This window comes from Paenibacillus methanolicus, assembly GCF_008124765.1.
Classification (GTDB): Bacteria; Bacillota; Bacilli; order Paenibacillales; family Paenibacillaceae; genus Paenibacillus_Z; species Paenibacillus_Z methanolicus.
In genome coordinates this window covers 302,697-322,124 of the sequence record NZ_VNHS01000010.1, presented here as the reverse complement: position 1 = coordinate 322,124, position 19,428 = coordinate 302,697, and the positions used below count along the sequence as shown (strand labels likewise).

The 19,428-nt window shown below is 63.4% G+C and carries 18 protein-coding genes; 17 read left to right on the top strand and 1 reads right to left on the bottom strand.

The window, feature by feature from the left end; all coding sequences use genetic code 11:
• Positions 1-20 precede the first annotated feature (20 nt).
• From BCM02_RS25680 to BCM02_RS25625, 12 genes are all read left to right on the top strand, one after another.
• The gene (locus tag BCM02_RS25680) at positions 21-1,082 is read left to right on the top strand and encodes a sirohydrochlorin chelatase (RefSeq protein WP_148931980.1); all 1,062 of its coding nucleotides are present in this window, start codon (positions 21-23) and stop codon (positions 1,080-1,082) included.
• The gene (gene cobK, locus BCM02_RS25675; protein WP_148931979.1) at positions 1,079-1,852 is read left to right on the top strand and encodes a precorrin-6A reductase; all 774 of its coding nucleotides are present in this window, start codon (positions 1,079-1,081) and stop codon (positions 1,850-1,852) included. Before BCM02_RS25680 ends, cobK begins: the two co-directional genes overlap by 4 nt.
• 44 nt (positions 1,853-1,896) lie before the next feature.
• Positions 1,897-2,547, top strand: coding sequence for a precorrin-8X methylmutase (locus tag BCM02_RS25670; RefSeq protein ID WP_148932077.1), 651 nt, complete (start codon positions 1,897-1,899; stop codon positions 2,545-2,547).
• 15 nt (positions 2,548-2,562) lie between these two features.
• Positions 2,563-3,672 carry a cobalt-precorrin-5B (C(1))-methyltransferase gene (locus BCM02_RS25665; RefSeq protein ID WP_187434407.1) on the top strand — a complete coding sequence of 370 codons (1,110 nt, stop codon included), beginning with the start codon at positions 2,563-2,565 and terminating at the stop codon, positions 3,670-3,672.
• Positions 3,673-3,676: 4 nt separating this feature from the next.
• On the top strand, positions 3,677-4,915 hold the full coding sequence (cbiE, locus tag BCM02_RS25660) for a precorrin-6y C5,15-methyltransferase (decarboxylating) subunit CbiE (protein ID WP_148931977.1): 1,239 nt from the start codon (positions 3,677-3,679) through the stop codon (positions 4,913-4,915).
• Complete coding sequence (gene cobI, locus BCM02_RS25655) at positions 4,912-5,661, top strand: precorrin-2 C(20)-methyltransferase (RefSeq protein WP_246183548.1); 750 nt, start codon at positions 4,912-4,914, stop codon at positions 5,659-5,661. Before cbiE ends, cobI begins: the two co-directional genes overlap by 4 nt.
• Before the next feature lie 8 nt (positions 5,662-5,669).
• Positions 5,670-6,446 (top strand): precorrin-4 C(11)-methyltransferase, encoded by a 777-nt coding sequence (gene cobM, locus BCM02_RS25650; protein WP_148932076.1) that lies wholly within the window; start codon positions 5,670-5,672, stop codon positions 6,444-6,446.
• Complete coding sequence (locus BCM02_RS25645) at positions 6,443-7,591, top strand: cobalt-precorrin 5A hydrolase (RefSeq protein ID WP_148931975.1); 1,149 nt, start codon at positions 6,443-6,445, stop codon at positions 7,589-7,591. The genes cobM and BCM02_RS25645 overlap by 4 nt, the downstream gene beginning before the upstream one ends.
• Positions 7,588-9,015, top strand: a complete 1,428-nt coding sequence (locus BCM02_RS25640) for a cobyrinic acid a,c-diamide synthase CobB (protein WP_148931974.1) — start codon at positions 7,588-7,590, stop codon at positions 9,013-9,015. Before BCM02_RS25645 ends, BCM02_RS25640 begins: the two co-directional genes overlap by 4 nt.
• 31 nt (positions 9,016-9,046) lie before the next feature.
• Positions 9,047-9,607 carry a nitroreductase family protein gene (locus BCM02_RS25635; RefSeq protein ID WP_148931973.1) on the top strand — a complete coding sequence of 187 codons (561 nt, stop codon included), beginning with the start codon at positions 9,047-9,049 and terminating at the stop codon, positions 9,605-9,607.
• 268 nt (positions 9,608-9,875) lie between these two features.
• Entirely contained in the window at positions 9,876-10,607 is a 732-nt protein-coding gene (locus BCM02_RS25630; protein WP_148931972.1) for a DUF3298 and DUF4163 domain-containing protein, read from the top strand.
• 147 nt (positions 10,608-10,754) lie between these two features.
• A complete protein-coding gene (locus tag BCM02_RS25625; RefSeq protein WP_148931971.1) occupies positions 10,755-11,306 on the top strand; it encodes a DUF1697 domain-containing protein in 552 nt (183 codons plus the stop codon).
• A gap of 159 nt (positions 11,307-11,465) precedes the next feature.
• Here the strand turns inward: BCM02_RS25625 and BCM02_RS25620 are convergent, their stop codons facing one another.
• Positions 11,466-12,410 (bottom strand): aldo/keto reductase, encoded by a 945-nt coding sequence (locus BCM02_RS25620; protein ID WP_187434406.1) that lies wholly within the window; start codon positions 12,408-12,410, stop codon positions 11,466-11,468.
• A 341-nt stretch (positions 12,411-12,751) separates the two neighbouring features.
• Here BCM02_RS25620 and BCM02_RS25615 point away from each other — a divergent pair, with 341 nt between their 5' ends.
• The 5 genes from BCM02_RS25615 (at position 12,752) to BCM02_RS25595 (ending at position 19,310) form a co-directional block, all read left to right on the top strand.
• Positions 12,752-13,876, top strand: coding sequence for a transglutaminase domain-containing protein (locus tag BCM02_RS25615; protein WP_148931969.1), 1,125 nt, complete (start codon positions 12,752-12,754; stop codon positions 13,874-13,876).
• A 763-nt stretch (positions 13,877-14,639) separates the two neighbouring features.
• Positions 14,640-15,353 (top strand): response regulator transcription factor, encoded by a 714-nt coding sequence (locus tag BCM02_RS25610; RefSeq protein WP_148931968.1) that lies wholly within the window; start codon positions 14,640-14,642, stop codon positions 15,351-15,353.
• Positions 15,350-16,498 (top strand): sensor histidine kinase, encoded by a 1,149-nt coding sequence (locus tag BCM02_RS25605; RefSeq protein WP_148931967.1) that lies wholly within the window; start codon positions 15,350-15,352, stop codon positions 16,496-16,498. Before BCM02_RS25610 ends, BCM02_RS25605 begins: the two co-directional genes overlap by 4 nt.
• A gap of 108 nt (positions 16,499-16,606) precedes the next feature.
• Positions 16,607-17,383 (top strand): ABC transporter ATP-binding protein, encoded by a 777-nt coding sequence (locus tag BCM02_RS25600; RefSeq protein ID WP_148931966.1) that lies wholly within the window; start codon positions 16,607-16,609, stop codon positions 17,381-17,383.
• Positions 17,358-19,310, top strand: coding sequence for an FtsX-like permease family protein (locus BCM02_RS25595; protein WP_148931965.1), 1,953 nt, complete (start codon positions 17,358-17,360; stop codon positions 19,308-19,310). The genes BCM02_RS25600 and BCM02_RS25595 overlap by 26 nt, the downstream gene beginning before the upstream one ends.
• The last annotated feature ends 118 nt before the right edge of the window (positions 19,311-19,428 follow it).

Sequence of the window (19,428 nt, the reverse complement as noted above, 5' to 3'; positions counted from 1 at the left end):
GGAAGAGGAGCGGACGAAAGATGGATGCAGTATTGTTTGTCGGCCACGGCAGCCGGGATGCCGAAGGAAATGACGAGGTCCGGGCGTTCGTGAGCGCGGTTGCGGACCGGCTGGAAGGCCTGCTGGTCGAGACGTGCTTTCTCGAGTTCGAGAAACCGACGCTTGATCAGGGGCTCGACAAGTGCGCCGCGCTAGGCGCGAAGCGGGTGGCGGTCATTCCGATCACGCTGTTCTCCGCCGGCCACGCGAAGCTGCATATTCCGGCTGCGATCGACGAGGCGCGGGAGCGGCACCGGAGCGTTCGGTTCATCTACGGCCGCCCGATCGGCGTGCATGACCAGGTGCTGGAGATTCTCTCGGCCCGGCTGCGCGAGTCCGGGCTCGATCCGGAAGCGGAGCTGCGCGACACGGCGGTGCTCGTCGTCGGGCGGGGCAGCAGCGATCCGGACGCGAACAGCGACCTGTTCAAAATTGCGCGGCTGTTCTGGGAGCGGCTGAAGGTCGGCTACGTCGAGACCGCCTTCATGGGCGTGACCGATCCGCTTGTCGAAGCCGGCGCGGAGCGGTGTCTGAAGCTGGGAGCGAAGCATGTTATCGTGCTGCCTTATTTCCTGTTCACGGGCGTGCTGATTAAGCGGATGGAGGATATGTTGGAAGGCTTGAAGGCGCGCTATCCGGAGCATGATTTCACGCTCGCGCGGTATTTCGGCTTCCACCCGACGCTGCAGACGATTCTGCTCGAGCGGGCGCGAGAGGCGCTCGGGGAAGAAGTGAAGATGAACTGCGACATGTGCCAATACCGGCTGGCGGCGGCCGCGGAGCATGGGCATCACCACCATCATCACGACGATGGCGGTCACCATCACCACCATGACCACGATCACGGGCATCATGACGGGCACGATCATCATCACGATCATGACCATCATGACGGACACGATCATCATCACAATCATGACCATCATGACGGACACGATCATGAGCATCATCGCCATGATCATGATCACCGCCACGACGGACATGGTCATGAGCGCGACAAATCGGACCGTCCCGCCGCGCTCGCATCGGAGGGGCTGCAATGATCCTCATGCTGTGCGGGACGAGCGACGCGCGCGAGCTGGCGGTGCGGGTTAAGGCGAGCGGTTACGAGCCGCTCGCTTCGGTCGTGACCGAGAGCGCGGCGGCGAGCCTTGCTTCGGCAGGGCTTGCCGTCCGGACCGGCCGGCTGACGGCAGCGGAGATGGCGGCGCTCATTCGGGAGCAGGGCATGACGGCCGTCGTCGACGCGAGCCATCCGTTCGCGGAGGAGGCGCACCGCAACGCGATCGCCGCGGCGGCGGAAGCGGGCGTGCCTTACATCCGCTACGAGCGGGAGCGCGAGAGCGGCGAGGGGCGGGGCAGCCTCGTCGCGTACGCGGCGGATTACGAGGAAGCGGCGGCGGAGGCGGCCCGGCGCGGCGGCGTCGTCATGCTGACGACGGGCAGCAAGACGCTGCACATTTTCGCCGCGAGGCTGCAGGGGCTGCCGGACGTCACGCTGATCGCCCGCATGCTGCCGCGCACGGACAACATGGTCAAGTGCGAGGAGCTCGGCATTCCGCAGCGGAACATCGTGGCCATGCAGGGGCCGTTCTCGAAGGAGCTGAACAAGGCGCTCTACGCCCATTACGGCGTCACGCTCATGATTACGAAGGAGAGCGGCAAAGCCGGCGCGGTCGACGAGAAGCTCGAGGCGGCGGCGGAGATGGGCATCGAGACGATCGTCATCGGCCGGCCGGACATCGAGTTCGGCACGGCGTATTCGGATTACGGCGCGGTCATCGCGCATTTGGACGGGCTGCACGGACGATAGGTCCGCAGCGATTGCTAAGAAGGAGGCATAGCGAAGAGATGGAGATGGATTTCAAGACGGCGTTCAAACCGCTGACGGTGCAGCCGCAGGAGATCGAGGAGAAGAGCTTCGAGATGATTACCGAGGAGCTCGGGACGCATCCGTTCACGGAGGAGCAGTACCCGGTCGTGCAGCGCGTCATCCACGCGTCGGCCGATTTCGAGCTGGGCCGCAGCTTGTTGTTCCACAAGGACGCGATCCGCGCGGGCATCGAGGCGATCCGCCAAGGGCGCAAGGTCGTCGCGGACGTGCAGATGGTGCAGGTCGGCATCAGCAAGCCGCGCATCGAGAAGTTCGGCGGCGAAGTGAAGGTGTACATCTCCGATCCGGACGTCATGGCGGAGGCCAAGCGGCTGAACACGACGCGCGCGATCATCTCGATCCGCAAGGCGATCCGCGAGGCGGAGGGCGGCATCTACGCGATCGGCAACGCGCCGACGGCGCTGCTCGAGCTGATCCGGCTCGTGAAGGAAGGCGAAGCGAAGCCCGGTCTCGTCGTCGGCGTGCCGGTCGGCTTCGTCTCGGCGGCGGAATCGAAGGAAGAGCTCGCGAAGCTGGACATTCCGTATATTACGAACCTCGGGCGCAAGGGCGGCAGTCCGGTGGCGGTCGCGGCGGTCAACGCGATCTCGCTCATGGCGGAACGCCTCGGATAGGAGCGGCGGATGGCGATGGAGGAGAAGGAGGCCAAGCCGCTGCGGCACGGATATACGACGGGTTCCTGCGCGGCGGCGGCGGCCAAGGCGGCGGTAACGGCGCTTATTCTCCAGGAGCCGCAGCCGGAATCCGTCATTAAGCTGCCGATCGGGGAGGAAGTGACGTTCTTGATGCATGCTTGCGAATATGATGCGGAACGCGCGTTGTGCGAGGTCATCAAGGACGGCGGCGACGATCCGGACGCGACGCATGGCGCGCGCATCGTGGCCGAAGTCCGGTGGCGGGACGGCGAAGGCATCGAGATCGACGGCGGCATCGGCGTCGGCCGCGTGACGAAGCCGGGATTGCCGGTCGACATCGGGGAGGCGGCGATCAATCCCGTCCCGCGCCGAATGATCCGCGAATCGGTGCAGGCCGCGCTCGACAGCTTCGAGCTGGAGCGGGGCGTCCGCGTCGTCGTCTCGGTCCCGGACGGGGAAGAAATCGCGAAGAAGACGCTGAACGGCAGGCTCGGCATTATCGGGGGCATCTCGATCCTGGGGACGCGCGGCATCGTCGTGCCGTTCTCCACGGCCGCGTACAAGGCGAGCGTCGCGCAGGCCATTCGCGTCGCGGTGAAGAGCGGCTGCACGCATATCGTGCTGTCGACCGGCGGGCGAAGCGAGAAGGTCGCGATGGGGCTTTATCCGGATTTGCCGGAGGAGGCGTTCGTCGAGATGGGCGATTTCGTCGGCTTCGCGCTGACGATGTGCGCCAGACAAGGCGTCCGGAAGGTGACGCTCTCCGGCATGATGGGCAAGTTCTCGAAGGTAGCCCAAGGCGTCATGATGGTGCATTCGAAGAGCGCGCCGGTCGACTTCGGCTTCCTGGCGTCCGCGGCCGAGGAGGCGGGGGCCGATCCCGGGACGGTCGAGGAAATCCGGGGCGCCAACACGGCGGCGCAGGTCGGGGACATGATGCAGGAGCGCGGGATGCTGGCGTTCTTCGAGCGGCTGTGCGCCGCTTGCTGCGAGAGCGGTTTGCGCGAAGCGAAGGCGGCGTATGCGCTCGAGACGGTCATCATGTCGATGAAGGGCGTCATTTTGGGACGCGTGGAGAAGCAAGGGGAAGCGCAAGGGAGATGAGGACATGGAACGGTCGTTGAGAATCATCGGCATCGGCGACGAAGGGCCGGCCAGCCTGCCGCTGCAGTCGCTGGCCTGGATCAATGCCAGCGGGCTGCTCGTCGGCGGCGAGCGGCAGCTGGATTTCTTCCCGGGCTACGAGGGAGAGAAACGGATTATCAAAGGCGGACTCGCGCAGCTGGCGGACGAGCTGGACCGGGAGACGCGCGATACGGTCGTGCTGGCGTCGGGCGACCCGCTCTTCTACGGCATCGGCGGCTATCTCGCCGGTAAGCTGCAAGCGGAGATTTACCCGAACGTCAGCTCGGTGCAGCATGCCTTCGCGCGGATCGGCGAAAGCTGGCAGGACGCCGAGCTGCTCAGCGTGCACGGCAGAAGCTTGCGCGGCTTGGCTCAGCGGCTCGACGGGAAGGCGAAGGCGGCGCTCCTCACGGATGCGGACAATCATCCGGGGGCGATCGCGCGGTATTTGCTCGATTTCGGCATGACGGAATACCGGGCATTCGTGGCGGAGAACTTGGGCGGCGAGACGGAGAAGACCGGCTGGCATGATTTGGCCGAGCTGGCCGAACAGCCGCCGGAAGCGTTCTCTCCGCTTAACGTCGTCATTCTGAAGCGGGATGCCGGAGCCGTCGCGCCGGTCTGGCCGCTTGGCATACCGGATGAGGAATTCGCCCAGCGCAAGCCGGACAAGGGGCTGATCACGAAGCGCGAGGTGCGCGTGCTGAGTCTGGCCGAACTCGCGCTGCGTCCGGATAGCGTCGTATGGGACATCGGCTGCTGCACCGGCTCGGTCGCGATCGAAGCGGCGAAGCTGGCGCCGCGCGGCGCCGTGTACGCCATCGAGAAGAACGAGGGCGATCTCGCGAACTGTCAGGCGAACATGCGTAAATTCCGCGTCGATCTTACGGCCGTTCACGGCCGGGCGCCGGAAGGACTGGAGACGTTCGCCGCTCCCGACGCGGTGTTCATCGGGGGCACGGGCGGAGAGATGCGCGAGCTGCTGGCCGTCTGCTGCGCGAGGCTGAACGCCGGCGGACGCATCGTGCTGAACGCGGTCACGCTCGAGAACTTGCACGAGGCGGCGCAGGCGTTCGAGGCGGAAGGGTTCGAGACGCGAATGACGCTCGCGCAGCTGTCGCGCAGCAAGCCGATTCTCGATCTGACCCGGTTCGAAGCGCTCAATCCGGTATTTATCGTGACGGCATGGCGAAGAGAGGAAGAGGAGGCGAACCCACGATGAACGGAGGAGCAACCCAAGTAGCGTCCGCGCAAGCGCCGGCCAAACTTGGCCGATTATATGGCGTTGGCGTCGGCCCCGGCGATCCGGAGCTGATTACGATCAAGGCGTTCCGGCTCATGAAGGAATCGCCGGTCATCGCTTATCCGCGCAAAAAGATGGGAGCAAAGAGCTACGCGCTGGCGATCGTCGAGCTGTACGTCGACACGGCGGAGAAGGATATGCTCGGCCTGACGTTCCCGATGACGAAGGACACCGAAGCGCTGGCGCTTCAGTGGGGCAAGACGGTGGAGGCGGTCTGGGAGCGGCTGCGGGCCGGGAAGGACGTCGTATTCGTCACGGAAGGCGATCCGATGATCTATAGCACCTACATTCATCTCATGCGGCTCATGGCGGAGCGCCATCCCGAGGTCGAGATGGTCGCGGTGCCGGGCATCTCGTCCGTGAACGCTTCGGCTTCGCGGCTTGGCGTTCCGCTGGCGGACGGGGACGAGCAGGTCGCGATCGTGCCGGCGACGGGCGATTACGAGACGATGCGCCGCGCGATCGAATCGCACGCGTGCGTCGTGTTCATCAAGGTGGCGAAGGTGATCGACCTCATGCTGCAGGTGCTGCGCGATCTGGATCTTGTGCACAAGGCGGCGGTGCTGACGAAAGTCACCTCGGGCGAGGAGCAAATTTGGAGGCGCGTCGAGGAGCTGGAAGGGCGCGAGCTGGAATATTTGACGCTGATGGTGGTGCGAAAATGAACGGAAACATGAAAGTATATCTCATCGGTGCGGGGCCTGGCGATCCGGACCTGATTACCGTCAAAGGGCTGCGCCTGCTGCAGGAGGCGGACGTGGTCATGTACACGGATTCGCTCGTCAGCGAGGCGCTCGTCGCGAAGGCGAAGCCGGAGGCCGAGGTCATCAAGAGCGCGGGACTCGAGCTGCACGAGATGGTCGGCATCATGGTCGACCGCGTGCGGGCCGGGAAAATGGTCGCGCGCGTCCATACGGGCGATCCGTCCGTCTTCGGGGCGATCATGGAGCAGGTCGCGCTGCTGAAGAAGGAGGGGGTCGGCGCGGAAGTCGTGCCGGGCGTCAGCTCCGTGTTCGCGGCGGCGGCGGCGATCGGGGCGGAGCTGACGATTCCTGAATTGACGCAGACGCTTATACTGACGCGCGCCGAAGGGCGCACGCCGGTGCCGGAATTGGAGAAGCTGCGCGACCTGGCGGCGCACCATACGACGATCGCGCTGTTCCTGAGCGCGACGCTCGTCCGGAAGGTCGTCTCCGAGCTGCGCGAGGCAGGCTGGAGCATTGATACGCCGGTCGCCGTCGTGCAGCGGGCGACGTGGCCGGACCAGCTCGTGATCCGGACGACCGTGGGCGAGCTGGAGGCCCAAATGCGGGAGCACGGCATTCGCTCGCATGCGATGATTCTCGCCGGCTGGGCGCTCGATCCGGATATTCACGGCAAGGAGCAGTACCGCTCCAAGCTGTACGACAAGACGTTCACTCACCGGTTCCGCCGAGGGGTGAAAGAATGATTGCGCTTGTCGAGGGCGTAATCCCGGATATCGACGTGAACGGGGACGTCGCCGTCGTGGCGATCACCAAGCACGGCGTCGAGCTGGCCAGGCGGATGCAACAGCTATTCGGCAATTCGGATATGTACTATATGGGCAAATTCGCGCGCGGCGACGAGGAAGCGCGGGGCATCCAGCTGTTCGAAGGCAGCGTGCGGCTATTGTTCCCGGCGCTGTTCCCCCGGTACAAAGGGATCGTCTGCATCATCTCGCTCGGCGCGGTCGTGCGCATGATCGCGCCGCTGCTCAAAGATAAGAAGGAAGATCCCGGCATCGTCGTCATCGACGACAAAGGCGAGCACGTCATCAGCGTGTTGTCCGGGCATCTTGGCGGCGCCAACGAGCTGACGCAGGAAGTGGCGGCGGCCATCGGAGCGCGCGCCGTCGTCACGACCGCCTCGGACGTGCAGAAGACGATCGCCGTCGATCTGTTCGGCCGCCGGTTCGGCTGGAGCTGGGAGTCGGCGGACAAGCTGACGCCGGTCAGCGCGTCGGTCGTGAACGAGGAGCGGGTCGCGGTCGTGCAGGAGTCGGGCGAGCCGGACTGGTGGACGCGCGAAGCGCCGCTGCCGGCGACGATCCGCGTCTATGGCACGATCGCGGAAGCGTTGGCGGACGAGCCGGAGGCGGCGCTCGTCGTGACGCACCGGCTGCTCGCGCAGGAGGAAGAAGCGATTTTGCGCAATGGGGTGTTGTACAGGCCGAAGGTGATTGCCCTCGGCATCGGCTGCAACCGGGGCACTTCAGCCGAGGAGATCGAGGCGATCATCGAGGAGACATTGGCCGAGCTGCGGATGTCGCGCAAGAGCGTCAAAGCCGTATGCACGATCGATCTGAAGCAGGACGAAGAAGGACTGCTCGCCGTATGCGAGCGGCACGGCTGGCCGCTGCATGTCTATTCGGCCGCGGAACTGAACGAGATGCCGATGGATTCGCCGTCGGATACGGTGTTCCGATTCACCGGGGCCTACGGCGTCAGCGAGCCGGCCGTCAAGCGGTACACCGGCGCGAGCGAGCTCGCGCTCGTGAAGAAGAAGTCCGGCAACGTGACGATCTCGGTCGGCATCGTGCCGTTCCCTTCGGCGAAGGAGGCGATATCGCGATGACGGACCGAAGACTGGTCATCGCCGGTACGGGCAGCGGCGTTGGCAAGACGACGGCCGCGATCGGGCTGATGGCGGCGTTCGCGCGCCGAGGATTGGCCGTGCAGGGCTTCAAGTGCGGGCCGGACTACATCGATCCGACCTTCCATGCCGCCGTCACCGGGCGGCAGTCGCGCAACTTGGACGGCTGGATGTTCCCGGCCGACACGGTTAAGGAGATTTACGCGCGAGGCAGCGCGGAGGCGGACGTCTCGATCATCGAGGGGGTTATGGGCTTCTATGACGGCCGCGATCCGCTCTCGAACGAAGGCAGCACGGCGGAGATCGCCATGCTGCTGGACGCGCCGGTGCTGCTCGTCGTCAACTGCCGGAGCATGGCGCGCAGCGCGGCCGCGATCGTGCGGGGCTTCCAGCTGCTGGAGCCGCGGGTCCGGATCGCCGGCGTCGTCGCCAATCAGGTCGGCAGCGACAATCACTACCGTCTCGTCGCCGCGGCGATCGAGCAGGAATGCGGCATACCGGTCGTGGGCTACTTGAAGCGCGACGAGGCGCTGAATATGCCGGAACGTCATCTCGGACTGGTGCCGGCCATCGAGCGCGGGGAATTGTCGGGGCTGTTCGGAGGGTTGGCCGAGCAGATCGAAGCGAGCTTCGATCTGGACCGCATTCTCGCGCTCGCCGAATCGTCGGCGATCGAGGCTGAGGCCCGGCTGTTCGCGGCGGCCGGCGTGCCGCGCGCGGGCGGTCCAGTGCGCATCGCCGTCGCCAAGGACGCGGCATTCCATTTCTACTACCCGGAGAATCTCGAGCTGCTCGAGGCGAACGGGGCGGAGCTTGCGTATTTCTCGCCGCTGGCCGGACAGCCGGTGCCGTGGGATGCGGACGGCCTCTATATCGGGGGCGGCTTCCCGGAGCAGTTCGCGGCCGAGCTGTCCGCGAACGAAGCGGTCAAAGCTTCCGTGCGATCGGCGGCGGAGAGCGGCATGCCGGTTATGGCCGAATGCGGCGGCTTCATGTATTTGACCGAAGCGATCACCGATACGGAGGGACGCCGCTATCCGATGGCCGGCGTGCTGCCCGGCGAGGTGCGGATGCAGCGCAAGCTGGCCGCGCTCGGCTATCGGGAGCTGACCGGCACGGCGGTCAACGCGCTGCTCGGCGAAGGCGGGCAGGCGAAGGGGCACGAGTTTCATTACTCGGTGTACGAGCCGCCTGCCGGCGAAGCCGAAGCGGGAGACCCGTCGAACGCGCCGCAACCGGCCTACCTGTCCAAAGGCATGCGCGGCGCCAAGCCGGACGGCATGGCGCGGGGGAATCTGGTGGCGGGTTACGCGCATCTGCATTTCGCCTCGAATCCGTCGCTCGCCGGCAAGTGGCTCGATCTGTGCGAAGCTCAGCGGGAGAAGCGGAAGCGGAGAACACGCTAGCTCGCAATCATAAGCGGAGGAGGGATCTCTTATGTCCATTACAATCGCGCTGCGCAAGCGGCGGGCGGTCAGACAACTGCTGCCGACCGAAGTGGAAGAAGCGAAAATTCGCGCCCTGCTGGAGGCCGCCGTCTGGGCGCCCAACGACCGGCTGCGCGAGCCGTGGCATTTCTACGTCCTGCGGGGCGAATCGAAGCGTCGTTACGAGGAAGCGGCCGCGGCCTACCTGCAGGCGCGTTTCCCGACGAAGCCGAAGCTCGTCGAAGAATCGATGAAGGTACTGCTTGGGACGCCGGTCGTCATCGCGGTCACCGCCGACATCGTGGAGGGCGACGCGGCGGCGACGCACGATAACGAATACGCCGCGGCTTGCGCGATCCACGCCATGTGGCTGACCGCTTCCGAGCTCGGGCTCGGTCTCGTGTGGCGAACGCGCGGCATCGGTCTCGTGCACGACGGCGGGATGCACGCGCTGATCGGCGCGCCGGAAGGCCGCAACGTGATCGGCACGCTGTTCGTCGGCTACCCGGCGGAGGAGACGCCGGAGACGAAGCGGACGGAAGCGGCTGCGAAGACGACATGGCTGAATTGAAGCGGCACGAATCTGACAGGGAAGAAGCCGTTTTTCACGGGAGAGCGCTCTCGTTGAAGGCGGCTTTTTCGCAATCCGGGAATTGTAAGGAGCTGCGTTGAACGTTGACATTCCGACTGTTTCCTTCGGCCGATTGCTGAGTGCTCGCCTGCTGTTACCGCCTTGTTACGTTTTCGTTACGGGTTTGTAACCCCCTTGCCCCCGGACGGGCGTATGATGAATCCATCAGCCATTGTGGCAACGACAATCAACCGGAGGAACCTTCATCATGACAACTACACGCATTCCAGCTTCGTTCCAGATCGCAACCATCGCGTTGCTTGGCGCGGCGCTGATCGCCGGAGGCAGCGCTTCGGCGCTGGCGGCGGGCAAACCCGTCCATACCTATACGGCGGCGCCTTCGCAAACCGCGAAGACGACCGTTACCGCCCAAAGCCTAAACTACGAATCGAGCCTCGTCAGCGTCAAGGCGCGAATCCCGGTCATCCGCGGGATGAAGGACGCCCGCTATCAGGCCGAGCTGAACGATATCATCGCGCGCCATGCCGCCGAGGACATCGAGCTGCTGAAGCAAGTCGCGCGCGTCGATTACGCCAAGGCGAAGAAGGGCGGTTATCCTTTCCATAAATACGAGCTGGTCATCGACTATGCCGTGCACGCCAATACTTCCGGCATCCTGTCATTCGAGCTCGAGACGTACCGCTCCTACGACCGGGGCGACCGCATCGACGCCTATAACGTGAAGGACGGCGCAGCGGCATCGCGCATGACGCTGGCCGATCTGTTCGGCGAGAACTACGAAACGGTCGTGAACGAAGCGATTCGCGCCCAGATCGCGAAGAAGGCGAACGCCGCCGTCTACGCGTTCGAAGGCATTTCGGCGGAACCGACTTTTTATATTGAGGGAAAACAAGCCATCGTCGTATTCCAGAAATACGAGATCGCCCCGGGCTCGGAAGGCGCGCAGTCGTTCGCAATCGCGATTCCGCAGGGGGAATAACGAAGTAGATCGCGAAGCATCCGGGTAGCCTTTGCCAGCCTTTCGTTTCTTGTCTTTAGAGGGCTGCCCCAAGAGCCATCGGCGGGCGGATAGCCTGCATTCCGACCGACATGGTATACTGGCGGAAAAAGGAAACGAGGATTCCTCATGCAGATCTATATCGCGCTGCTGCGCGGCATCAACGTCAGCGGGCATAACAAAATCCCGATGGCCGAGCTTCGAATGATGTTTCAAGCGATGGGGCACGGCCGCGCGCAAACATATATCCAGAGCGGCAACGTCGTCTTCGAGGCGAAAGCGGGAGAGGCGGCGGCGCTTGCGGGCCGCATCGAGGATGCGATCGAGAGCCGGTTCGGCTTTCGCGTTCGGGTCATGGTCCGCACGGCCGAGGAGTGGGACGCGATCATCCGCGATTGTCCGTACGACGCGGCAGGCCTCGGCGAAGAGGAGAGCATCCAGATGTCGCTGCTCGCGGACGACGCGCCGGGGCCGGAGGAAATCGCGCGCAAGCTCGATCCCGGGAACGAGAAGGACGAATACCGCGTCATGGGGCGGGAGCTCTATCTGCTGCTGCGCCAGCGCATGTCGGAATCGAAGCTGGCGGACAATTTGGCCAAGCTGCGCCATACCGTCACGACGCGCAACTGGCGCACGACGCTAAAGCTTGCGGAGATGGCTCGCGCGATGCGGGAGGGCTAGGCCGGCATGTCCGCATGCGGTGACCCCAATCCGCGCGCATGTCAAAGAACCGCCGGGAGACGGGAGTCCCCGGCGGTCTTTTCGCGTTGAAATACACGCATGCATAGCACGTTTATCCATCAACCGCACGAATACCAATCCGCTTCATGTTCGCCGCGCTTACTCTGCCGCGATGCCGCGAATCTCGACGAGCGTGGCGTCGTCCAGCGCGACGTCCGCGGCGGGCAGCACCCCCGTAATGTGCGACGGCTTGCGGACGCCGACGATCGCGCTCGTGAGCGCCGGATGGGCGAGCACGTAGGCGACCGCGAGCTGCGGCAGCGTCAAGCCGTGCCGCTCGGCGATCGCCTTCAGCCGCTCGGCTTTGTCGACGTTCTGCCGAAGCCCTTCGCCGGTGTGGGCCTTATTGCGGGAGCGCCAGTCGTCGTCGCTGAATTTGGTCTCGTACGTGTAGGTGCCCGACAGCAGCCCCGACGTGAGCGGACTGTAGGCGACGACGCCGATGCCGTTCTGCTGGCAGAACGGAAGCAGCTGAGCTTCGACCGCGGGACGGAGAATCGAATACGGCGGCTGAAGCGAATCGACATGGGCGACCGTGAGCGAACGCTCCAGCTGCTCGATGTTGTAGTTGGAGACGCCGATGCAGCGGATTTTGCCGTCCTGCGCAAGCTTCTCGAGCGCGCGCATCGTCTCTTCCTGCGGCGCGTCTTCGGCCGGCCAATGCATTTGGTACAAGTCGATATAGTCGGTGCCTAAGCGGCGCAGCGAGGCTTCCGCCTCGCGGAGAATCGACTCGTAGGCGCCGCTGCGCGCGATCGCGCCGGCGTCGTCCCAGACGAGGCCGCACTTGGTGGCGACGACCGCGTTCGGCCGGTCGCTTCCGAGCGCCTTGCCGAGCACCTCCTCGGAATGGCCGAGCCCGTAGACGGCCGCCGTGTCGTAGAACGTCACGCCCGCGTCGAGGGCGGCGCGCACGCTTTCAATCGACAGCGCGTCGTCCTGCTCGCCCCATGCGCTCGCCCAGCCGCCTCCGCCGATGGCCCATGATCCGAAGCCGATGACCGAGATTTTCGGTCCGTTCTTGCCAAGCTTGCGGTATTTCATCTTTCTCGCACGCTCCTTCATCCTTCAAATTCATTGAAACGCGGGTGCGCTGCTGCATGTCCTCTTACCCCGAAGCGGGTTCATTTTAACATAAGGCGCGCCGGGATGGAAACGATTTCCTAGCCCCGGTTGCCAAAGCTCGAATCGATCGGAAAATGCGCCTGTTTCGTGAACGATCGGCCGGCGTTGTACTAGTCCGGCGAACGGCGCGTATGGATAGACGTATGGGCTTGGGCAAGCATCCGCGAATAATTGGCAGCCGGCCAACGCGTCCCAAATCCGCCGATTGATGCTAGAATGAGAGAGACACCCTAAGACATGGATGCGAGGAGGAACGGCAGATGAAGTTGGTTAAAGGCATGCTGGCGGCGGCAATGCTGCTAGGCGCCGCGCCTGCGGCGGCCGTGCTCGGACCGGTGCGGCCGGCAGAAGCGGCCGCGGCGCAGGCGACGGCCGTCCAAGCCAACATGAGCGAAACGCTCGTGGCGGCGATCGAGAAACGGGCAAGCACCGTCACCCTTTCCTATACGGGCACGAAGACCGCGCTCAAGAATGATCTGAACCGGGCGATCGCCGCCGCTCTGGCGTCGGACGATTATTTGCATTATATCGTGAAAAGCTATGCGACCTCGGCCGTCATCTCCGGCACGAGCGCCAAAATAACGGTGAAATTGACCTACTGGGAATCGCTTGCCCAGACGAAGCAGGTGCGGCAGAAAGTCGCGCAGGCGCTGGACGAGATTTTGACCGCCGGCATGAACGATCATCAGAAAGCGAAAACCATTCACGACTGGATCGTGACGAATATCGCCTACGATACGACGCTGGTGTCGCATTCGGCGTTCGACGGGCTGAGCAAGGGCAGGACCGTCTGCCAAGGTTACGCGCTGCTAACGTACGAGATGATGAGGCAGGCCGGCATTCCGGTTCGCATCGTGGAGGGCAGCTCGCGCGGCCAATCCCATGCGTGGAACCTGGTCCGGCTCGGCGGCCAGTGGTACCATATGGATACGACCTGGGACGATCCGGTGCCGGACGTGAAGGGGCGCGTCGTCTACAATTATTACAACGTCACCGATGCGCAGCTGCGGGCCGACCACAGCTGGAAGGCGGCGAATTATCCGAAGGCGGTCACGGCCTACGACGCCACGCTGAGGGCGCTGGCGAAGACGGACGCAAGCCGCGTCGCATTCTACGACAGACTCTATTTGGACATGGGCTTTGCGTATATGAACGAAGATTACACGGTGACGACCTTGCAGGCGCTGAAGGATAAAATCTCCGCGGCAATCGAGCAGGGCGAGACGTCCGTGGTGCTCCGTTACACCCGCGGCGCGACGCTCGCGTCGGATATGAAGAAGGCTCTCGCGGCGCAGACCGGCATTACGCGGTACAGCTACACGTACGAATCGTTCGCGCGGACGACCCTGAACGACAAGCTGGTACGGCTGACGCTCGTGTACTAAAATCGTCTCGATATCGCGTCATCAGACCGCGGCTGCATCGTTGCAGCCGCGGTTTTTATGATGCCCTCCCCAACCCCTCCGCCGAGGGGCTCCATAGCCCATGCTTCCGAAGCGCGTTTTCCGTTGGAAATCGCTCAGACTCCGCCCTCTGGACACCCGTTTCATGCTTGACGTGAGGTCAGTGGTCGGCGGATGGTTTCGTGCGGGCACGCTTTGTCCTGGCGGACAAGGCTTACTTGGGAGTTTCCCTACACCCCTCCGCCGAGGGCAATGCTGTCAGGTTAAGGAAAAACGTCCGCTGAAGCTAACTAGGGCCTATAGTTGACGGCTTAAGTCTTAGGACGGACTTCAAAACCGACTGAAGCTTTGTCCGACAGGACAAAAGCGTGCCACACTCAAGCCTTTCCGCCGACCGCGAACAAACATGCCAGCACGAAGACGGGAGTCCAGAGGGCAAAGCCCTTGGAGCCTCCTCGGCGGAGGAGGTGGGAGGAGGGAGCAATAAAACTCGGGTCAAAAGGGCGGAGCCCTCTTAAACTGACAGCATTGCGGCGGAGGGGGAAGGGGCGAGGGAGAAAGGGGGATCTGAAGGGGCAAAGTCCTTTGGTTCCCCTCGGCGGAGGGGGAAGGGGGAGGGAGCCGGGATTGAGAGAAGCTGGAAAAGCGGCTAGAATAAAGTTCGACAAGCGGCGACGGATTCAACAAGGCGGACACGCGGAATGCGCGAGATGTCCGGAACCGCGCACGGGAGGAGAGGACCGGGATGTACCGCATATTTATCGTGGAGGATGACGACAAGATCGGCGAGCTGCTGCGCAGGTCGCTCGTCAAATACGGCTTCGAAGCGCGCGTCGCGGCGCGCATGCATGAACTGAAGAAGGAAATGGAAGAGTGGGAACCGCATCTCATTTTGCTGGACATCCATTTGCCTCACTATGACGGCTACTACTGGTGCAGACAGTTCCGCACGGCGACCAGCGCCCCGATCATCTTCGTCTCGGCCCGTTCGGGCGAGATGGATCAGGTGATGGCGATCGAGAACGGCGGCGACGATTACGTGACGAAGCCGATCCCGCTCGATCTGCTGCTCGCGAAGATCAAAGGCCTGCTGCGCCGGGCATACGGCGAATACGCGGCCGTCCCCGCGCAGCAGGCTCCGGGGGAAGGAGAGCTCCATGAGAGCGGGCTGCGCCTCCATCCGGCGCGCAGCGAGCTGGAATGGGACGGACGGCTAATGGCGCTGACGAAGAACGAATGCCTGCTCGCCGAGTGTCTGCTGAAGCACGAGGGACGCGTCGTCGGCCGGGAGCGGCTGCTCGAGACGCTGTGGGACGACGTGCAGTTCGTGGATGACAACACGCTCACCGTCAACGTCACGCGGCTGCGCCGGAAGCTGGAGGAGCTCGGACTGCCGGGCGTCATCGAGACGGTGCGGGGGTCAGGCTACAAGCTGAACATGAAGGAGGCCGGAGCATGAACGGCCATACGGAACGAGCGGGCCGGGAAGCCGAGAACGGCGCTGGCATAGGTTTAGCGGCTAGGGCGCCATTCGAAGCATCGGACCTCTCGCTGACGTTCGCGCGTTATGTGGCGGACAAGGCCTGGTACATCGCGGCTTTCCTGCTGGCGCTTGCGCTCTCGGAGACGGCGCTCGTGCTCGCCCTCGCGACCCAAGGCTTGAAGCTGGACGCGGCGAGCATCGTCTATGCGTTCATGCTCGCGCTGTTCTTCCTTCTCGTCTGGCTGCTGGCGGATTATGTGCGCCAGCGGTCTTATTTCCGCGAGCTTGGCGAGGCGCTGCGCGCGGGCAAGCTCGAAGCCGCGCTGCAGATCCGCTCGGGCGTCACGCGCGACCAGCGCGCCGTGCAGCGGCTGATCGCCCGCCAGCACGAAGCCTATATGGACGAGCTCGGCCGCTATCGGCGGCAGCAGGAGGTGCATCAGCATTTTACCCATCAATGGGTGCATCAGATGAAGACGCCGGTATCGGTCATCGACCTGCTCGGCCAGCAAGGGGCGGAGGAGCCGGATGCGGGCGACGTCTTTGCCAGCATCCGCGAGGAGGCGGACCGGCTGACGCAGGGACTCGATCTGATGCTGTATACGGCGAGGTTGTCCAAATTCGAGCTGGACATGCATGTGCGAGGAGTGCGTCTGGAGGCGCTGGCGCGCGAGGTGGTCAACCGCCATAAGCGGCTGTGCATCAAACACGGCATCTATCCGCAGATCGAAGGGAGCGCTTCGGCCGAGACCGACGAGAAGTGGATGTCGTTCGCGATCGGGCAGCTCGTGACGAACGCGATCAAATACAGCGCGCCCAAGCCGGGCGCCAAGCGGCTGTATATCCGAATCGCGCAGGAGCCGGACGGAGGAGCGAGCATCGGCGTTCGCGACGAAGGCATCGGCATCCCCGCCCACGAGCTTGCGCGCGTATTCGATCCGTTCTTCACGGGGGAGAACGGGCGCATCGTCGGGGAATCGACCGGCATGGGGCTGTACTTGGCCAAGCTGGTATGCCGGCAGCTGGGGCACGCCATAACGGCCGAATCCGAGCAGGGGAGCGGCACGACCGTCACGATCGCCTTCCGTTCGCGAACCTTGCACCGCATCGAGGAGAGGTGACAATATTGTAAGGTTTCTCCTGCCGTTTGCAAGTTGAATCGATGAGGGGGACGGCTTCCCTCACGGTATACTGGTCCCATAAGAACCAAGCGAAGGGAAGGAATCGTCATGACCGTATTACGCACGCAAGCGCTGTGCAAGACGTACGCCAGCAAAGGCAGCGTCGCCTACAAGGCGCTGGAAGACATCGACCTCGAAGTGGGGGCAGGGGAATTCGTCGGCATTATGGGACCGTCGGGCAGCGGGAAGACGACGCTGCTGAACCTGCTGGCGACGATCGACAAGCCGACCTCGGGCGGCATCTGGATTAACGGCACGGAGCCGGCCCGCCTGCACGAGAAGCAGTTGGCGCTGTTCCGCAGGCGAGAGCTCGGCTTCGTCTTCCAGGACTTCAATCTGCTCGACACGCTGTCGATCAAGGAGAACATCGTGCTTCCGCTCGTCCTCGAAGGGACGCCGGTGAAGGAGATCGAGGCGCGCCTGATTCCGTTTGCGCAGCTCCTGGGCATCGACCAGATTTTGAACAAGCGCACCTACGAAGTATCCGGCGGGCAGAAGCAGCGGGCGGCGATCGCGCGGGCGATGATTCACAAGCCGTCGATTCTGCTGGCCGACGAGCTGACCGGCAACCTCGATTCCAAGGCGGCCAAGGACGTCATGGAATCGCTCAAGCAGATGAACGAGCGCTTCGCGGCGACGATCGCGATGGTGACGCACGACCCGTTCGCCGCCAGCTACTGCCAGCGCATCGTGTTCATCAAGGACGGCCGATTGTTCTCGGAGATTCGTCGCGGATCGAGCCGCCAGCTGTTCTTCCAGCAAATTTTGGACGGCCTTAGCGTGTTGGGAGGGAATTTCGATGACATTCCGTTCGCTCGCGCTTAGCAGCATCCGCGGCAATTGGCGCGCTTACGGCGCCTTCTTCCTGAGCAGCGTGTTCTCCGTGCTCGTCTTCTACATGTACGGCGCGTTCCTGTTCCATCCGGACGTCATTAACGGCCATATCGAGCAGGCGGAGAAGGTGCGCAGAGGGATGGAGGCGTGCGAATATATCGTCGTCGTCTTCTCGTTCTTCTTCGTGCTGTACGCCAACTCGGCCTTCCTGAAGACGCGCAAGAAGGAGTTCGGGCTCTATGCCCTGTTCGGCATGACCCGCCCCCAACTGCGGCGAATGCTCATGTTGGAGAGCTTGTTCATCGCCCTGCTCGCGATCGCGGTCGGCATCGGCATCGGCATTCTGCTCAGCAAGCTGTTCTTCATGGCGATGGCGCTGCTGCTCGGCGTCGAGAATCCGATCCGGTTCTCGGTGCCGGTGAAGGCGGTGCTGCTCACCGTCGGCGGCTTCCTGCTGCTGTTCAACGCGCTCAACTGGATCGGCGCGCTGCGGGTCGGGCGGACGGAAATCGTCGATTTGCTGAAGGAGGCGAGCAAGCCGAAGAAGGAGCCGGCGTTCAGCATCTGGCTCGCGCTGTTGGGCTTGACCACGCTCGCCGGCGGTTATACGTTGGCCACGTTCATGAACTTGGGAACGTTCCTTATGCTGACGCTGCCGATTCTGTTCCTTGTCTTGGTCGGCACGTACTTCCTGTTCACGCAGAGCAGCGTGGCGATTCTGCGCCTGCTGAAGCGGAACAAAGGCATCTTCTACAATCGCACGAACATGATCGCGCTCGCCCAGATGGCGTTCAAGCTGAAGGACAACGCGCGCATCCTGTTCATGGTGACGATTCTGAGCGCCGTCATCATGACCGCGTCGGGCACGTTGTACGTCTTCAAAGAAAACGGCCGCGCCCAGCTCATGTCGCACGCCCCGCATACGATTGGCTACGTGGAGAAGGGGCTGGACGTTCACGAGGTCATCGAGCCGGACAAATTGAGGCAAATCCTGCTCGCCGACGGGCGGAAGATCGCCTACGAGATCAAGGTGGCCGGCATCGCGACCGAAGCGACGCGGGGCGCCAAGGGCGGCGCGTTCCGCTCCGGCGTTGGGGAGATCAACGCGGCCGTCATCGGCATCTCGGAATATAACCGGGCCGCCGCGCTGACCGGACGCGACCAAGCGACCGTGGGCGAAGGCAAGGCTTTCCTCGTGTACCCGTACGTCGAAATGAAAGATACCGGCTTGTACAAGGGGAAGGCGATCGAGGCGAAGCTGAACGGCATCTGGACGACGTTCGATCTGGAGCCGACGCGGGCGGGAGCCGTGCTGACGCCGGTGGGCATCTACACGTATCTGCTGGTGGTGGACGACAAGACGTACGAATCGCAGTTGTCGCGGACGCCGCCGGAGAAGCGGGTCGTCAGCTACGGCGTGGAGCTGGAGCAATGGGAAGACGCGCTCTCCACGATGGTGAAGGTGAAAGCCGCCATTCCGGAGGAGATGCGCAACCAGGCGATGACCAACCGGGTCGAAGGTTATCTGTCCATCAAAGAAACGAGCTCGCTCACGCTGTTCGTCGGCCTGTTCGTCAGCCTGCTCTTCTTCATCGCCTCCGGCAGCATGCTGTACTTCAAGATGTACACGGAGATGAAGGACGACGAGGCGCAGTTCAGGGCGCTCACGCGCATCGGGATGACGGCCGGCGAAATCCGGCGGGTCGTAATGGCACAGGTGTCGGTCATCTTCTACGTGCCGGTGGCCGTCGGCATCCTGCATACGCTGTTCGCGATGAAGGCGCTGGATAATCTATTGAGCGGCCGAATCTATCTCTATGTCGGCATCGTCATCGCGATCTATATCATCATGCAGTCGGTCTACTTCATGGTCGCCTATCGGACGTACATGAACAATATGCTCAAAGCCGCGGTTTAACGTCGCTTCGCGCGGCGGCGGACTCTACCAACCTTTCGAATCAGGCGGGTTGCCGGCGGCAATCATCCAAGAGATTCCTATCTCCGCGGCATATGCTATTCCATGTCAACAGACGGGA